Source organism: Vibrio sp. 10N.286.52.F8, assembly GCF_041468745.1.
Taxonomy (GTDB): Bacteria; Pseudomonadota; Gammaproteobacteria; order Enterobacterales; family Vibrionaceae; genus Vibrio; species Vibrio crassostreae_C.
The window spans coordinates 44,249-61,671 of the sequence record NZ_JBFRJF010000007.1; the positions used below are offsets into that span (position 1 = coordinate 44,249).

Sequence of the window (17,423 nt, forward strand, 5' to 3'; positions counted from 1 at the left end):
TTCATGCTACGCGCTCTATATTTTGTTGTTATAGCTGTATGCATTATCCCGACCATTCCTGGGGTAGCGGGAGTCATGGCTTCGTCACTGAGTTTCATCCCGCCCCTTGGTTTAGAGGAGCCGACACTCAACGGTTTTAGCCAAGTCTTTCAATGGGAAGGGGCTTGGCACTCTATTGGCTTAAGCCTAGGTTCAGCAATTGCAAGCAGCTATATAGCCTGCTTCCTGACCTTTTGTATTCTTCAAGCCTCTTGGGGAAACAAGTTTTGGAGAAAGATTGAGTTTACGCTATCGCCAATGCTTGCCATTCCACATGTAGCTTTCGCTATCGGCTTTGCTTTTCTGTTTAGTCCAACGGGGCTTGGCGCAAGAGCGGTACATCACTTGCTCGGCGAATCGGCTACCAGCTCTGAATTGGCGTTATTGGTGAAAGACCCATACGCGTTCGGCTTAATTATTATGCTCGCACTCAAAGAAGTCCCCTTCTTATTGCTGATGAGCATTTCGATACTTCAGCAAATTGATGTAGAGCGTATCACCAAGGTCAGTGCATCGCTCGGTTACAGCCGCGCTCAGATCTGGTGGAAATGTATTTTCCCACAATGGTTTACTAAGCTTCGTTTCCCAATGCTGGCGGTACTCGCTTACAGTGTCTCGGTTGTCGATATTGCTTTGATCATAGGCCCAACCAACCCGCCGACCTTTGCCGTTTTGGTATGGCAATGGTTCAACGATCCGGATCTTAACCTACTTCCGCGAGCTGCTGCTGGTGCCATCGTTTTGTTTGGTTTAGCTTCGTTGATCATCGCCTTGGCGCGTTTAGTTGAATGGGCGGTTCTTAAGTACTTTCGAACTTGGCAGTATTCCGGAAGAACAGGGGCAAACCTTCCGGGGAAAACGGTATTCACTGTCCTTGCTAGCCTTTCACTGCTGATCATTCCTTTAATGGTAATTTGGAGCGTTGCTCAGCGTTGGCGCTTCCCTGATTTACTGCCGAGCCGCTACAGCACGCGCTTCTGGGAGTTCGAGTGGGAAGGCATCATGAGCACCGTTGGTCAAAGCTTATGGATTGGTCTGATTGCTGCTTCAATCGCTTTGTTGCTTGCGCTGGTTGCTCACGAATACAGAATCAAATACAAGTGGCAAGTTCCGGGCTTCATTATCGCTATTCCAATGCTAATACCACAGCTTTCAGTGTTGTTTGGTATGCAAGTCACGACCCTCTACATCGGCAGTAGTGCCTATGAGTTCTGGGTGATTTGGGCGCATGTTTTCTTTGCTTTCCCGTTTGTGTATCTGTCTTTGGATGGCCCGTGGAAAAGCTTCAATGATGGGTTGATTAAAGCCTCGCTGAGCCTAGGTAAATCGCCATTTCAGAGTTGGTATTCGATCAAACTACCAATCTTGCTTCCTGCGATTGCCTTTGCTTGGGCGGTCGGGATCAGCGTGAGTTTGGCCCAATACCTTCCAACATTAATGCTCGGCGCGGGCCGTATTAGCACGATCACCACAGAAGCCGTTGCACTTACCAGTGGTTTCGACCGCAGGGTGACAGCAATCTATGCCATTTGGCAGGCCCTATTGCCTCTGTTCTTTTTCTCTTTAGCGATATTAGTCAGCCGACTTCAACTGAGATATCGCCGTCTTACTTTTAAAGGTTTCCTAAGTAATGAGTCTGTACCTCAACGACCTCGCCATCCGTAAAACCGATGGAGATTCGCTGTTCTCAGCGCTAAACGTCACATTAGAATCTGGCCAAATACTGGCTTTGATGGGGCCGAGTGGCTGCGGAAAGTCGACCTTACTGGATGCGATTGCTGGTCACTTAAGTGAAGATTTTTCGTACTCTGGCACCGTTGTGTTGAACAATATTCAGCTCGACGAGCTTCCATCACATCAGCGTGAAGTCGGTATTTTGTTTCAAGATGACTTGTTGTTTCCGCACCTCAAAGTATGGGAAAACTTGGCCTTTTCGTTACCGAACTCTGTTAAAGGTTCCGCTCGCCAAAAACAAGCAATGGCTGCACTAAAAGACATAGAGCTAACTCACTTAGCTGAATCTTTCCCGGATCAAATATCCGGCGGTCAACGCGCAAGAATAAGCTTGACTCGTATGTTGTTAGCCAAGCCTAAACTCGCCCTGCTTGACGAACCGTTCAGTAAGTTAGACCAAGAGCTCAGAGCACAATTTCGCGATTGGGTCTTCGAACAGCTGACCAAAGCGAATATCCCTACATTAATGGTCACGCACGACAAAGCCGATGTACCTCAAGGGGCAGAAGTACTGTCTTGGCCATGGAGAAGTAACCATGCTGGATAAGTACTCCATTAAGGTCATTAAGTGGCCATTAAATCAGTCTGCTAAGTTACTAAACCAATTGGGTATCACGGCCAATCAAACCACGTTATTCGGATTTCTGATTGGGTGTTTAGCGTTTCCAGCGTTGGCATTTCAACAATATGAGTGGGCGTTAGGCTTCATTGTGTTTAATAGAGTATGTGATGGGCTTGATGGAGCCTTGGCTCGAATCCAAGGCATTAGTGATGCGGGCGGTTTCCTCGATATCAGCCTAGATTTCCTATTCTACTCGCTGATCCCTTTTGGATTTGTCATTGCCAACCCAGAACACAACGCCATTGCCGGTGCATTTTTGATCTTCTCTTTTATCGGCACAGGCAGCAGCTTTTTAGCGTTTGCGGTTATGGCAGGCAAGCGAGGCATTGAAAACCCAGTCTATAAGCATAAGTCTCTGTACTACATGTCAGGGCTAACCGAAGGCACTGAAACCATCGCTTGTTTCATCGCGTTTTGTATTTGGCCTCAACACTTTGCGGTTATCGCTTACACCTTTGGTGCAGCTTGTTGGCTAACCACGTTCATGCGTATTTATTTTGGTTTTCAGACACTAAAAAACCAAGCTAGTTAATAAATGAGTTAGTTTCTTGCATCTATAAAAACGCCGCTCATTGTGAGCGGCGTTTTCTATATTAGTATGGATAATGCCCGCTAAATCATGACATCAAGCTTCAGCTGAAGCCGTGATTTTAAACCTCAATACCTTTAGGCTTGAATCAAGGTCGACATCGACAAACTCAGGCGGGTTGTCCAGACGCTCAATGAACTCAACGCTTGGTGCTTCTTCTGCCATCGTCTCAATCAGGAAGTTTGGTGATACTGCTGGTGAGTTCACACACGCAATCACTTCACCGCCTTCAGTTAGAAGTTCAGGCAAACGACGTAAGATTTTTTTGTAATCTTTGGTTAGAGCAAAGCTGCCTTTTTGGAACGAAGGTGGATCGATGATAACGAGCTCGTAAGGACCGCCCTTCTTGATTTTCCCCCACGACTTAAAGATATCGTAGCCAAGGAAGTTAACCGAGCGCATATCGTGTTCATTCAGACGGTGGTTATCGCGGCCTTTATTCAACGAGCCACGTGACATGTCCACGTTCATACATTGACGAGCACCACCAGCGATAGCCGCGACAGAGAAACCACAAGTGTATGCGAACAGGTTAAGAACGTTCTTATCCTGAGCATTATCTTGTACCCACTGACGACCATTACGCATGTCTAGGAACAAACCGAAGTTCTGATTACGGCCAATGTCTAATTGGTACTTAAGACCATGCTCAACCACAACCGGAGAATCATTCAACTCGCCCCATAGAACCTCTGAAGGCGCGCCATCAGCATAACGGTGTTGCAGAACAATGCTTGTGCCCTGCTTTGATTGCCAGATATCTTTGTTGGTGAGTTGAACCAATCCAGCTTTTAGAGATGACAAGAATTCGTCGTCTACTTCTTTAAACACGTTAACCAATAGCTGTCCATCAACCCAGTCACATGTCAATTGCTCTAGACCAGGCCAAAACTTACCACGCCCGTGGAAAATACGGCGTAGTTCGTTTGGTACTTCATTAAGTTGCTGTTCAATATGACTAAAAAACAGAGGTAAAGCTGATGCTTCCATTATTTCACTCACTTAGTGTTTAGCTTTGGCCAAGTTAATGACCAAGGTTCAAGCCAACTGTCCAAACCGTTCGACACGGTTTCCTGATGCCACTTCTCACCCAAAGAGTTTAAGCTCCTTGGGTCGCAGACATATTCGTAGGCTTGTGATTGATAGGCAAATCGAATCGCGAAGGCATGTAGATAACCTCTGTCAGCCTCACTCGATGGATTATAAATAGGGTCACCAACAATGGCTGAGCCGATCGACTTCATCGCGACACGGATCTGGTGAGTTCGCCCTGTATAGGGTTTGCATAACAGCAGACGCTCACCGGGTTCAGCCGTTGCTGATAAAAACTGAGTAATCGCAGGGTTCTCTTTGGATGTCAGAAGTTTCCAACTTGAGCGTCGTGAACGCTCCATGTCTCCTGAGATCAAACCTTGCTTTTTCTTTGGCTTCTTAGAGCCAATCGCAAGGTAGTATTTTTCTACTTCACGCTTTGCAAATAGCTGTGAAAGCTCGCTCGCCGCCGACGCATTTTTTGCCAGCAGCAGAATGCCCGAAGTCATTTTATCTAGTCGATGAACGAGATACAGCTTAGGCTCATTAATTGCCTTAGCAACTTCTTGAAGCAACATGGTATCGCCATCGTCTTTGTGGACGCTGACTCCAGGATGCTTATTGATAAGTAAAAAATCAGAGTGGTTCAGAAGAATATCGAACATGTAAAGGCTAGCTCCATTGTAGAACGTGGAGTATACCGCGTCTGAACCCAGATTCCAGCTACGAAAAAGCCCAACTCACTCAATAAACATTGAATCATTGGGCTTCTTTTCAACAACTAGCAATCAGTGCTTGGTCTTTACTCGATTACCACACGGCAAATAGAACCAAGTCACCGCTTTACGCCAGTTTAAACTTACCGACTAATGCTTCTAGCTCAGCAACCTTAGCGTTCAAGCCTGATGTGTTTTCAGAGCTTCGAGTCGCCAGTTGCAAAGATTGCTCAGAGATATCACTGATTGCCGTAATGTCCGCTGCAATTTCTTTGGTTACAGCTGTCTGCTCTTCTGCTGCAGTAGCAATAGAGTTGACCATGCTTTGTACATTGCCCGCTCCGCTAACAATCGCTTCCAATGCTGAAACCGCACCTGAACTTTTCTCTACGCCAATCTCAACTAACCGACAGTTATCCTGCGTGTAAGTAACGGCTTCTTGCGTACCAGATTGAATTGATTGAATAATGCCCGATACTTCTTGTGTCGCTTTGGTTGTTCTCTCAGCCAACGCTCTCACTTCATCAGCAACTACAGCAAACCCACGCCCAAATTCGCCTGCACGTGCCGCTTCAATTGCAGCGTTAAGAGCTAACAGGTTAGTTTGCTCAGCAATGTCTTCGATTACCTTGATAACGCTACCAATCTGCTCACCGTGAGAACCTAGAGTATTCATTTGCAACGACATATCGCTCATTTGAGTCGACACTTGTTGAATACTCGCCACCATCTCAACAATCACGTTGCGGCCATCTTCTGCAGAGGTTTCTGAGCGACGTGCTTCTTCATAAGTAGACGTGCCCTGCTGCGCCACTTCTGAAATGGTCAAGCTTAACTCTTCAGCAGCCGTTGCAATTAAGTTGGCCTTATCAGCTTGAGCAGAAGCGCCCGTTACGATGTCTTGACTAATAGAAGATAGTTCGCCCGTAACAGATTGAACTTCATGGGTCACAGAAGAGATAGAACCTAATAAGTCCACTAACGACTTCTGCATCTGGTTAATCGAACTAGCAAGATCAGCCAGTTCATCACCAGACTCATCGGTAATGTCACCTGCGGTTAAATCACCATTTGCTACACGTCGTGCTACTTGTTCTACACGAGTAAGACGATTGGTAATAGAGCTAGACAATAGATACGCAATCACACAACCAAAGACAATCGCAATAGCAGACAACACCATGATGGTGCGCTCGATGGTAGTAAACGTGTCGGTTAGTGTCAGTAGTGACTGTTCTGTATCTGCGCGCTCACTTGCTGACGCTTGATCCAGTAAGTTCTCAATAGGGATAAGATTGCTCTCATACAAAGATCGTAGCTGTTGAATATTGGCTAGTAGCGCAGCTTCATCATTGATCTTCGGCACAAGCTTTGATTCAAACTCTTGAGTGAAACGCCCCATCAGGTCTTCAATTCGCTGAATACGGCGGTGGTCTTCCGAACCTCTACTCTCCAAACACTTAGCCTGCTCGATAGCTTGAGCAAATTCGTTCTTGTTGGTTCGATAATCATTGAGTGCATTATCGACCAGAGTGATTGCACCCAGAGCATCTCGATAGACATCTCCAGCTTCATCGATCAAAACAAGGTAGGTAACGGTACCCGGTACATCATCTAATCTAATCTCATCGGCGCTCTTATGAGCGCCAATAACTTCCATCCATACAATACCGACTAACGTGACAAGCACCGCCAATATAGAGCCAAAACCGGCATACAGTTTCTTTCTCACTGACAATTTCAAACAACACCTACCTAAATCAAAATATAGCTCTAACAGCTATTCGTTCCATTTATATCGGCTATCAGACGGATACCTTCAATGGTTATTTTTCTTAGATAATTAAGTTCCAGACATAAAAAACGGGAGCTAATGAGCTCCCGTTTATCAAATTACTTTATCTTGCGATTAGAACTTCTTAGAAATCAGCGCAAAACCAGCAATGATACCAATACCTAGTAGCATGATTGCACCTTTACCGCTATCGAAGCCAGAAGAGATACCCATGAACGCAACGATTGCGATAGCTACAGGGATGATGTACTTAACTAGTGTGTACCATAGACCAAATAGTGGGAAAGAGACTTCACCGTCGTTAGTGATTTCTTTCTCTAGGTCTGCACGGTTTAGTCTCCAACCAGCGAAGATACATACCAACATACCGCCAACCGCTAGGAAAATCTTATCCGTTAGTAGGTCGAAAATGTCGAACGCGCCAGTATCAAACAGTGTTGGACCGAAGCCGCCAAGTGATAGAGAAGCGAAGATACATAGAATCGCCATTACAACACTTGCAGACAGTACCGCTGTTACACGCTTCATGCCTTTCTCATCGATTAGGTAAGAAACCACAACTTCAAGTAGAGATACTGAAGATGTTAGTGCCGCAACACTCAAACCAACGAAGAACATAAGAGCAAATAGAAGACCGATTACGCCGCCCATTTCAGCGAATAGCTGAGGAACAACAACGAATACTAAACCAGGGCCCGCTGCAGGTTCCATACCAAACGCGAACATTGCAGGGAACATTGCAACACCAGCTAGAATAGCAACACCAGTATCCATTGCGGTTACCATTGCTGTTGTCTGAACTAGGTTCTCTTTCTTCTTAAGGTAAGAACCGTATGTCATCATACAACCCATACCAAGACTTAGAGAGAAGAATGCTTGACCTAGAGCGGCTAGGATTACATTGCTGTCTACTTTAGAGAAGTCAGGACTGAATAGGAACTCAAGACCAGCCATCGCGCCCGGAAGCATAATGCCTTTGATTGATACTACAATAAGGATAATGAAAAGAAGCGGCATCAGGATCTTACCTGCTTTCTCAATACCACCAGAGATACCTTTCATAACGATAACAACGTTAAGTAGTAGGTATAAGCCCATCCACATTAGTGGTTGAACTGGGTTTGAGATAAAGCCACCAAAGCTATCACCAATTGCTTCTGGTGCGTCTAGAAGACCACCTGCAATTTTACCGATGTATGCGATTGACCAACCGCCTACTACTGGGTAGAAACCCATGATAAGTAGACCACTGAATACGCCGATAACGCCAGCGAACGTCCAACGACGGTCAGTTGTTTTAAATGCACCTACTGCTGATTTTTGCGTATGACGGCCAATCGCAAATTCAGTCAGCATGACACTGAAACCAATAAAAATTACAAAAAACAGGTAAATGGCAACGAATGCACCACCGCCACTTTCGCCTGCTGTGTATGGGAATTTCCAAATGTTACCTAAGCCAACAGCAGAACCTGCTGCAGCCATTACGAATCCTAACTTCGAACCCCAGGTATCGCGGGGTGTTGTGGTTGTATTACTAGTAGCCACGTGTACTCCAAACTTTTGTGTTATGTGATGTTGTGTTTTGCTTTGGGTGGCGTCTTTAAAAGGAAGGTGTATAAATAAATTTACACACCTAAAAAATTTGATTGACGCTCGTTGTCTAGCAAGTAAACCAGTTTAAGAATAAAATTGGAAGAGCATACCGTACAAATTTCGTTAAAGATGTAAATTTTTATGGTTAAATGCCGACTTTTCATACAAAACAATCGTTTTCTTCTTAAGTTGACCAAAACTTAACAACTTTAACCTATTTACATCTTTTGCTCTATTTTGTAAATAGTTGAATCCTTAAATTCCCATATCCGTTAAATAGCATTACTATCTAAGTGTCTCTTTTTTCGAGTATTCAATGTGGATAAGCTTTATCATTTTTTAACTTTGGCCTCTGTTGTTTTGTACTGGGTTCTCGTAGCCGGTGTGACGTTTCGTGTTGTACTAAAACGACGCTCTGTCAGCGTTTCTCTTGCTTGGCTAATGGTTATCTACATTATCCCGATTGTTGGTGTAGCTTGTTACTTCCTTTTTGGTGAGCTAAACCTAGGCAGAAAAAGGGCTGAACGCGCTCATCGTATGTTTACCCCTTTCGGCGACTGGTTCCGTCAATTGAATGATTGCCAACTTCACCAACCAGGGAAAGTCGGCTCCCCTATCCATAAGATTGACGAGCTTTGTAACAATCGAATGGGCATCCCTGCACTCAGTGGAAACACTCTATCGCTGCAATCTTCACCAAACGAGATCCTACACGCAATTATCGAAGATATAGAAAATGCACAAACCAGTATCAAGATGGTTTTCTATATTTGGCATCCAGGTGGCCTGACCGATTCGGTTGCCTCTGCGCTGATTCGCGCTGCAAAACGTGGCGTAGATGTTAAAGTTTTGCTCGATTCAGCCGGTAGCCCTCGCTTTTTCAAAAGCCACTGGCAGTCAATGATGAAGGACGCAGGCGTTCAAGTCGTACAAGCACTAGAAGTGAGCCCATGGCGTATTTTTTTACGTCGCCTAGATTTAAGACAACACCGCAAAATCATTGTGATTGACGAGACTATCGCCTATACGGGTTCAATGAACATGGTCGATCCTGCTCACTTCAAACAAAGTTCCGGCGTTGGTCAGTGGATTGATGTAATGGTCAGAGTGACTGGGCCAACCGTTAATGTGTTATCCGCTATTCATGGCTGGGATTGGGAAGTTGAGACTGGTGAACGCATTCTCCCTGATATACCTGAATGCCCAGTTGAAGAAATCATGACACATCATCCGGTTCAAGTAGTGCCGTCTGGCCCTGGCATGCCGGAATATTTGATCTTACAAGTACTGACCATCGCCATCAATCAAGCGAATCATTCTGTACGTATTACTACACCTTATTTTGTGCCAAGTGCTGACTTACTCGAAACACTTAAGATGACAGCTCAACGCGGCGTAACTGTAGAACTGATCATTCCACACAATAACGATTCACTAATGGTTAAATGGGCTTCTCGTGCGTTTTATACCGAGTTGCTTGAAGCTGGCGTGAAGATCTATGAATTTTACGGTGGCCTTCTTCATACCAAATCGGTAGTGATCGATGAAGAGTTTTGCTTGATCGGAACCGTCAATATCGACATGCGCAGTTTGTGGCTCAACTTTGAAGTAACCCTTGCCGTTGACGACGTACACTTCACCAAGCAATTGTTTGATTTACAGCAATCCTATATTGAATCATCTCATCCCGTGGAATTAGAGCAGTGGGAACAGAGAAATTTACGTAACCGCTTCTTTGAGAGACTGTTCTATTTATTCAACCCGTTGCTCTAATACTCCTCGCTCGCCGACCACCATTGGCAACGAATAGTATCTTTGCGACCGCTTTTTAACTTTTCATCACAAATCGAGGAAAAGTTAAAAACCAAAAGAAAACGTTAAAAACTCTCTCTTCCCTCTTGCTTTGAACACTCTTGGCATGTTTTAAATAGGACATAACCGATTGATTAGGAATTCACAGCATGTCCGAGAACAAAACCACTAAACTTATCACTGCCGGTCGTGATAAGAAGTGGACCAATGGTGTTGTTAACCCACCAGTACAACGCGCTTCAACTGTCGTATTTAACTCAGTAGAAGAGAAGCGTAAAGCTACGATTAACCGCGCTAACAAGACCCTTTTTTACGGACGTCGTGGAACCAACACTCATTTTGCCTTCCAAGATGCGATGGTTGAAGTAGAAGGCGGCGCGGGTTGTGCACTGTACCCGTGTGGTACGGCCGCCATTTCTAATGCCATTCTCTCTTTTGTAGAAACAGGTGATCATATTTTAATGGTTGACACCTGCTACGAACCTACTCGTGATTTCTGTGACACCATCATGAAAAAGATGGGGGTAGAGACAACTTACTACGAGCCAACGATTGGTGAAGGTATCCAAGACCTTATCAAGCCAAACACTAAGGTGCTGTTTACTGAGTCTCCAGGCTCTGTCACCATGGAAGTGCAGGATATTCCAACACTAGCGCGTATCGCTCATGAACATGACATCATCGTTATGCTAGACAATACTTGGGCGGCTGGCGTGAACTTCTCACCGTTTGATTTTGGTGTTGATATCTCGATTCAAGCAGCGACCAAATACATCGTGGGTCACTCTGATGTGATGCTAGGTACGGCAGTCGCCAATGAGAAATGCTGGGATCAACTAAGAGAGCAAAGTTACTTGATGGGGCAATGTGTCTCACCTGATGATGCTTATTTAGGGCTTCGCGGCATTCGTACTCTTGATGTGCGTCTACGCCAACACGCAGAAAGCAGCTTGAAGGTCGCAAAATGGTTAGAGACTCGTCCTGAAGTTAACCACGTTCGTCACCCTGCTCTTGAGTCTTGCCCAGGCCATGAATTCTTCAAACGAGATTTTACTGGCGGTAATGGCTTGTTCTCTTTTGTACTAAACAACTCTAATATCAAAGCGACGACAGCGTTACTTGATGGAATGACACATTTTAGTATGGGTTACTCTTGGGGTGGATTTGAAAGTTTGATTCTAGCTAACGAACCAAGCAGTTTTGACAGCTTGAGAACTGTTGCCAATCCTAATTTCGAAGGTACCTTGATACGTGTTCATATTGGGTTAGAAGATGTTGATGACCTGATTGCTGATCTAGAGGCGGGATTAGAACGTTATAGCGCTCTGATTTAATCTGAGACGATAGGTCTAATATGCAAAAAAGGCAGGATATTCCTGCCTTTTTCTGTTTAAAGCATAACTCAAAATACTCATATTCAGATACTTCAGCTCATAATACAAACCGCTCATAGTCCAGAAGCTTTCAAAGCCAATATTGAACCTTAAAGCACATCCACTTAAAGATCTCAGAGCGATGAAAAAATGGCTATGAATTTTTCAATTTCTAAGTGATTGTTCCGCTGAAATAAATAACACTTTATTTGTGTGGGCAACCGACTAAATGATCATTGACCATACCTGTTGCTTGCATAAATGCGTAACAGATTGTTTCTCCTACAAACTTAAAGCCTCTCTTCTTCAAAAACTTACTCATCGCTTTAGATTGCTCGGTAGAAGCGGGAACTTGAGACATCTCAGTCCATTGATTCACGATCACTTCATTATCAACAAATTGCCATAAGGCATTAGAAAGAGAGCCGAACTCTTTCTGTAATTCAAGCGTTGCTCGTGCATTGTTGTATACCGAAGCAATCTTACCCCTGTGTTTAACCACATCGAAGTTTTCAATGATGTGCGGCACGTTGTCTTCATTCAGCTCAGCTAGCTTGTTTAGATCGTAATTATCGAACGCGGCACGATAGCCTTCACGCTTTTTAAGGATCGTAATCCAACTCAGACCTGCTTGAGCACCTTCTAAAGTAATGAACTCAAACAGAACTTGGTCATCATAAACAGGCACGCCCCACTCTGCATCGTGGTACTCCCTTTCAAGCTCATGTTTAAGCGCCCATGCACACGTTCTATCCACTGTATTAGCTTCCATTTCGATGGTCTCTTTTAGTAATCATACATAAAAATAATGCCCCAATTAGGGGCATTATTTCAAAGGTCAGTTGACGTTAAGCCACTTCAATTTTATGGAACAAACGATACAGCACAGGCACTACGATTAGCGTGAGTACAGTCGCAAAGCCTAAACCAAACATGATGGTTACTGCCATTGGTTTGAAGAAGATATCCGGTAGTAGAGGGATCATACCTAGAATGGTGGTAATCGCCGCCATACATACCGGGCGAACACGACTCAGAGCCGCATCAACAACCGCTACATACGGATCTTTACCAGATTTCATCTCAATCTCAATTTGATCAAGTAGTACGATACCGTTCTTCAGAAGCATCCCAGATAGACTCAAGAAGCCCAACAGCGCCATAAAGCCGAATGGTGTATTCAAGGCTAGCAAGCCTGTCGTCACCCCTATCAACGCCAATGGAACCGTTAACCAAACGATCAGAGGCTCTTTCACCGAGTTAAACAAGAACACAGTGATTAAGAACATGAACAAGTAACCCAGAGGCATGGTTGTGAACAGTGACGCCTGTGCATCTGCTGACGACTCATATTCACCCCCCCATTCCAATGAGTAACCCGGAGGCATCTCAATCGCTTCAATCTGTGGTTGTAAGCGTTTCTGTAGAGTTGAGGCCGTCTCTTCACCCAATAGATCAGGATCCGCCATTACCGTTAGCATACGCTTACGGTTCTTACGGATGATCAGTGGATCTTCCCATTCTAGCTCGTAACCTAACGTTACTTGTTGAAGTGGGATGTACTCACTTAATGCTGGGCTCCAGATCTTCATGCCTTCGATGTTACGAATATCGACACGCTCGTCTTCAGGCAAACGAGCCACAATCGGCATTAACGTTGTACCATCACGATACACACCAATCGACTTACCAGAGAAAGACATTGCTAGGAAATCATCAACGTCAGATTTAGTAATACCATAACGACGCGCTTGGCTTTCATTGAACTGAGGCTCTAATACCTTAGTTCTTTCACGCCAATCGTGACGAACGTTAAATGCGCCTTCATCAGCACGCATGATGTCCATCACTTGTGCAGCGATTGAACGTAAAACCGTTGGATCAGAACCCACAATTCGCGCTTCAATTTTCGCACCGCCACCAGGACCTAATTCGATCTGTTTAAGCTTGTAGTCAATCTCTGGGAACTGACCATTTACATGTTCACGGAAGCGTTTCATTAGCCCTTCAAGTACTTCATAACTTTTCACACGAACCGTTATCTCGCCGTAAGCGCTATAACTTTTCTCTGGCGCATAAGTCAGCATGAAACGTTGCAGGCCTTTACCCGCGGTTGTCGTGATATGTTCAACTTCGTCCTGCTCAGCTAGCCAACTCTCAAGCACTTTAAGCTTGGTATTGGTCGCTCGAATATCGGTACCTTCTGGCATCCACACATCCACTTGGAACATAGGTGTGGTTGAAGACGGGAAGAAGGCTTGCTTAACGAAACCAAAACCGTACACACTCGCGCCTAAACCAATAATCAGAACAAACATGGTTAACCAAGCACGCTTCATACAGAACTCAAGGAAGTTTTTGTAGATAACAAAAACCATCCCGTTGTATGGGTCCTTACCTTCGTTATCTGGATCGACCTTCTGACCTTTAAAGAACATGTCGGCAAAGAACGGCGTGAGCGAGATGGCAGTAAACCAACTCAGCATCAAGGAGATCAGTAGCACCGTGAACAAGGTGCCACAGTATTCGCCTGTTGAGTCTTCAGATAAACCAATTGGAGCAAACGCAGTCACCGCAATAACCGTCGCACCAAGCAGCGGCCATTTGGTTTGGGTTACGATATCGGTGGCGGCCTGCATCCGGGTTCGCCCCTTCTGCGTGCCGATCAATATCCCTTCCACCACCACAATGGCATTATCCACCAGCATCCCCAAGGCGATAACCAACGCGCCCAGTGAAATACGTTGTAGGTCGATCTTGAAGTACTGCATGAAAATGAATGTACCGAATACGGTCAATAGCAGTATCAAACCAATCAATAGGCCCGATCTTAGTCCCATGAAGAACAGTAACACCACGATTACGATCGCAACCGCCTGCCCTAAACTCACCACAAATCCGCTTACCGACTTGTCTACCTCTTTAGGTTGGTTATAAACCTCGGAGATGTCGATGCCGACGGGTTGTTGATACTTTAGCTCGGCCAATCTTCGATCAAACGCTTCACCAACCGCTACTACGTTCACGCCTTGCGCAAAAGAGACACCAAGGTTAAGTGCGAGCTTGCCGTTATAGCCAATGATGTTACTTGGCACTTCAACATAACCACGAGTTACATTCGCCACATCTTTTAAATAGATGAGACCTTGAGCACCACCTTCTGTCAGAATTAAATCGCCAAGCTGCTCAACATTCTGGAACTCACCCGTTGGATGAATTCGAATGTATTCGTCGCCAATTCTTACCGCACCCGCACTTGATACAATATTTTGAGTCGATAAAAGATTAAATACCGTGCTTGGAGACAGACCTAAGGAGCTTATCCGCTTCATCGATATCTCAATGAATACTTGCTCTTGTTGTTGACCAGAAACAGAGACCTTACTAACCCCATCAACCAACTCCAGCTCTCGCCTTAGATAATCAATGTAATCCAGCAGCTCTTTGTAGCTATAACCATCACCCGTCACCGCAAGCAAGATCCCGTAAACGTCACCGAAGTCATCAATGACTTGAGGATCATTGACCCCAGGTGGCAGTTCAACCTTAAGATCATTCACTTTTCGGCGAAGTTCATCCCAAATTTGCGGAAGATCGTCCGGACCATAGTTATTCTTCATCGTTACCGTTACCTGAGACAGGCCACGGCTTGAAATAGAGTTCACTTCGTCGACATAGGTAAGCTGTTGAATCGCTTTCTCTAGTGGGTAGGTAACTTCTTCTTCCACCTGCTGAGGCGTTGCCCCCGGGTATGAAGTCACGACCATTGCATCTTTGATGGTAAAGGCAGGATCTTCTAAACGCCCCAAACCGAAGAATGCTGAAACACCACCAATAAGAAAGATCAGAGATAGCATCCAGCTAATGACTTTGTTACGTATAAAGTAAGAAGCAACACCTGTGATCTGATCATCACCCTGTTGATCGTCATTTTGGGGCTTATTATTTACTTCACTCATTGTTCGTCTCCTGAGACAATACTTCCACTGTCATCCCATCTCGCAATCGCGATACGCCTGCAACAACGACATGCTGCCCCATTTCCAATCCTTTCACTACCTGCAATGTTTCCTGGTTTGCTTTTCCTAACACGACTTGTTGTTTCGAGACTGTCTTGTCGTCGTCAAGAACCCACACATAAGAGTTTTTACGATCCAGTTCATCACCGTCTGCATTGAATACCGCTTCGATCGGAATAAGTACACCAGCTTTTAGCTCCAAACCGATATCCCGCCCGTTTGAAGTCACATCAACGGCCATACCATCAAGAATCAAATCGTCTTCTGGCATCGGCAAAGCTAATGTAACCGTGAAGGTACCCGTACTTGGATCGGGTTCAGTGGTGAACTCTTTAATACCTGCGGTGTATTCATTACCGCTTGGCACTCTCACCACAGCTTCCACGTTCGAGAGGAGCGTTTCATTGGGTTGATTCACATAAATTTGGTCAGGGAGCTGAATCACAACTTCGACATCCTCAACACTGTGAATGTTCACAATCTGTTGGCCTACCTGAATATTTTCATATTGGTCGACACTGACTCGAGAAATAATCCCATCAACAGGCGCACGAAGCATAGTGAACGATAAGCGCAGTTTCGCCAGTTCCAACTCGGCATAAGCAATCTGGCGTTGAGCGGCAATTTCATCGAATTGCGACTTAGCCAATAAGCCTTTCTTCACTAGCGGACTCGAACGTCGGTATTGACTATTGATTACCGTGTAACGAGCTTGAGCATTGTCCACATCCAATTGATAATCGGTTGGGTCAAGCTCGGCAATGATGTCCCCTTTGGCAACTCGTTCACCTTCCTTCACATCTAGCTTGAAGATTTCACCCGCAACTCGGAAACTGAGGTGAGCCTTCTCAGCAGCGTTTGCTACCGCAGGGAAATAGAGTTTGTCGCTAAAATCGATGACTGAAATCTCGATAGCTTTAACCAAGGGCGTGTTATTCACTTCTACAGCTTGCTTATCTTCACAAGCCGTCAGTAAGGCTAAACACGACAGGCCAGCAGCCACTTTAAGTGTTTTCATGTTATAGCCCCCTTTCCTTGATCCACTCTCGAACTTTAATGCCCGACTCAAGACCATTGACGCCAGAAGTCACAATGCGATCGCCATCGTTCAATCCAGAGACGATATGGCGTTTTTCATCGATGACAATGGCAACATTTTCAACAATGCCGTCGCTATTCACACGCCATACAGAGACATCATCCCCATCGGTCATCATTGCTGACGTTGGTATTTTGGTGGCCGCCGCTAACGATGAAACGAGATTTACCGAGCCAGACATACCGGGCAAAATACCCACATCGGTTGGTCTTTCCATTACCATGGTGACTTTGTACGAACCTGTTTTCGGGTCAGCTTCGGTATCCACTTCTTGGAAGGTTAAAACGTAAGAGTTTTCAGGAAACGCATCAAAAACCATGGTTGCATCCATCTCGAACCCTGATGAAAAGCGCGTAATAAGTTGGTCGGGTAATAAGAAGACGACTTTAAGAATTTGATTGGTTTGAATATTCATCACGCCTTGTTTAGCCGCAATGTATTCATGGTTTTCAGCAGGAATGATGGAAATGGTTCCGTCATACGGCGCAACCAAAGTGGTGTAGCGAAGATTCGCGTTAGCTTGATTAAGCACCGCGCGAGCTGAATTGTGGTTCGCTTTCGCTTGGTCGAAATCTTGCTCTGATACCACACGATCTTTACGAAGTTTGATCGCACGTTGATATTGAACATCGGCTAGCTGAAAATTCGCTTTTGCTTGCTTCTCGAGTAGTTGATATTCATCGGGATTTAACTTAGCAAGCTCGTCGCCTTTAGACACGTGCTGCCCAGCGGTCACATCGATGCTCTGCAATAACCCAGGAACACGGAATGCGAGTACCGCTCTGTCACCAGCTTCTGTGGTAGCAGGGAAATTACGCTCAAAGGCATTATTACCGACGGAGACAGTGAAGAGTTTGGCGGGTCTGGACTCAGGTTCAGGCACGGGAGGAAGCTCCTTACCACACCCAGACAACCCAGCTAAGGCCGTCAATAGGACAACGGAGGCTCTATACATTGGTGTTCATCCATATCTATAAATATTTTTATAACATAGATT

The 17,423-nt window shown here is 45.1% G+C and carries 13 protein-coding genes; 5 read left to right on the top strand and 8 right to left on the bottom strand.

What is annotated here, in order from left to right:
• The first annotated feature begins 3 nt into the window (after window positions 1-3).
• Genes AB4133_RS02465 through AB4133_RS02475 form a run of 3 tightly spaced genes read left to right on the top strand, consistent with a single transcriptional unit; the run spans window position 4 to window position 2,927 of the window.
• The gene (locus AB4133_RS02465) at window positions 4-1,704 is read left to right on the top strand and encodes an ABC transporter permease (protein ID WP_372223896.1); all 1,701 of its coding nucleotides are present in this window, start codon (window positions 4-6) and stop codon (window positions 1,702-1,704) included.
• The gene (locus AB4133_RS02470) at window positions 1,670-2,320 is read left to right on the top strand and encodes an ATP-binding cassette domain-containing protein (protein WP_372223897.1); all 651 of its coding nucleotides are present in this window, start codon (window positions 1,670-1,672) and stop codon (window positions 2,318-2,320) included. Before AB4133_RS02465 ends, AB4133_RS02470 begins: the two co-directional genes overlap by 35 nt.
• Window positions 2,310-2,927 carry a CDP-alcohol phosphatidyltransferase family protein gene (locus tag AB4133_RS02475; RefSeq protein WP_017060320.1) on the top strand — a complete coding sequence of 206 codons (618 nt, stop codon included), beginning with the start codon at window positions 2,310-2,312 and terminating at the stop codon, window positions 2,925-2,927. Before AB4133_RS02470 ends, AB4133_RS02475 begins: the two co-directional genes overlap by 11 nt.
• Window positions 2,928-3,020: 93 nt before the next feature.
• Here the strand turns inward: AB4133_RS02475 and AB4133_RS02480 are convergent, their stop codons facing one another.
• From AB4133_RS02480 to AB4133_RS02495, 4 genes are all read right to left on the bottom strand, one after another.
• The gene (locus AB4133_RS02480) at window positions 3,021-3,974 is read right to left on the bottom strand and encodes a class I SAM-dependent methyltransferase (RefSeq protein ID WP_372223899.1); all 954 of its coding nucleotides are present in this window, start codon (window positions 3,972-3,974) and stop codon (window positions 3,021-3,023) included.
• Between the two features lie 8 nt (window positions 3,975-3,982).
• The gene (locus AB4133_RS02485) at window positions 3,983-4,681 is read right to left on the bottom strand and encodes a TIGR01621 family pseudouridine synthase (RefSeq protein ID WP_017060318.1); all 699 of its coding nucleotides are present in this window, start codon (window positions 4,679-4,681) and stop codon (window positions 3,983-3,985) included.
• Between the two features lie 178 nt (window positions 4,682-4,859).
• Window positions 4,860-6,476, bottom strand: coding sequence for a methyl-accepting chemotaxis protein (locus AB4133_RS02490; RefSeq protein ID WP_372223900.1), 1,617 nt, complete (start codon window positions 6,474-6,476; stop codon window positions 4,860-4,862).
• Between the two features lie 165 nt (window positions 6,477-6,641).
• Window positions 6,642-8,075, bottom strand: a complete 1,434-nt coding sequence (locus tag AB4133_RS02495) for a sodium-dependent transporter (protein WP_050543975.1) — start codon at window positions 8,073-8,075, stop codon at window positions 6,642-6,644.
• A 366-nt stretch (window positions 8,076-8,441) separates the two neighbouring features.
• Here AB4133_RS02495 and cls point away from each other — a divergent pair, with 366 nt between their 5' ends.
• Together cls and AB4133_RS02505 are read left to right on the top strand one after the other, a co-directional pair.
• Window positions 8,442-9,896: a cardiolipin synthase gene (gene cls / locus AB4133_RS02500; protein WP_065583881.1), complete on the top strand. Its 1,455-nt coding sequence runs from the start codon at window positions 8,442-8,444 to the stop codon at window positions 9,894-9,896.
• Window positions 9,897-10,084: 188 nt separating this feature from the next.
• Complete coding sequence (locus tag AB4133_RS02505) at window positions 10,085-11,269, top strand: cystathionine beta-lyase (RefSeq protein ID WP_017065338.1); 1,185 nt, start codon at window positions 10,085-10,087, stop codon at window positions 11,267-11,269.
• Window positions 11,270-11,513: 244 nt separating this feature from the next.
• Here the strand turns inward: AB4133_RS02505 and AB4133_RS02510 are convergent, their stop codons facing one another.
• The 4 genes from AB4133_RS02510 to AB4133_RS02525 all read right to left on the bottom strand — a co-directional run bounded on the left by AB4133_RS02510 (window position 11,514) and on the right by AB4133_RS02525 (window position 17,381).
• On the bottom strand, window positions 11,514-12,080 hold the full coding sequence (locus AB4133_RS02510; RefSeq protein ID WP_017065337.1) for a DNA-3-methyladenine glycosylase I: 567 nt from the start codon (window positions 12,078-12,080) through the stop codon (window positions 11,514-11,516).
• Window positions 12,081-12,156: 76 nt separating this feature from the next.
• Complete coding sequence (locus AB4133_RS02515) at window positions 12,157-15,267, bottom strand: efflux RND transporter permease subunit (protein ID WP_017065336.1); 3,111 nt, start codon at window positions 15,265-15,267, stop codon at window positions 12,157-12,159.
• Window positions 15,260-16,345, bottom strand: a complete 1,086-nt coding sequence (locus AB4133_RS02520) for an efflux RND transporter periplasmic adaptor subunit (protein WP_372223902.1) — start codon at window positions 16,343-16,345, stop codon at window positions 15,260-15,262. The genes AB4133_RS02515 and AB4133_RS02520 overlap by 8 nt, the downstream gene beginning before the upstream one ends.
• Window position 16,346: 1 nt before the next feature.
• Entirely contained in the window at window positions 16,347-17,381 is a 1,035-nt protein-coding gene (locus AB4133_RS02525; RefSeq protein ID WP_372148244.1) for an efflux RND transporter periplasmic adaptor subunit, read from the bottom strand.
• Window positions 17,382-17,423: the final 42 nt, after the last annotated feature.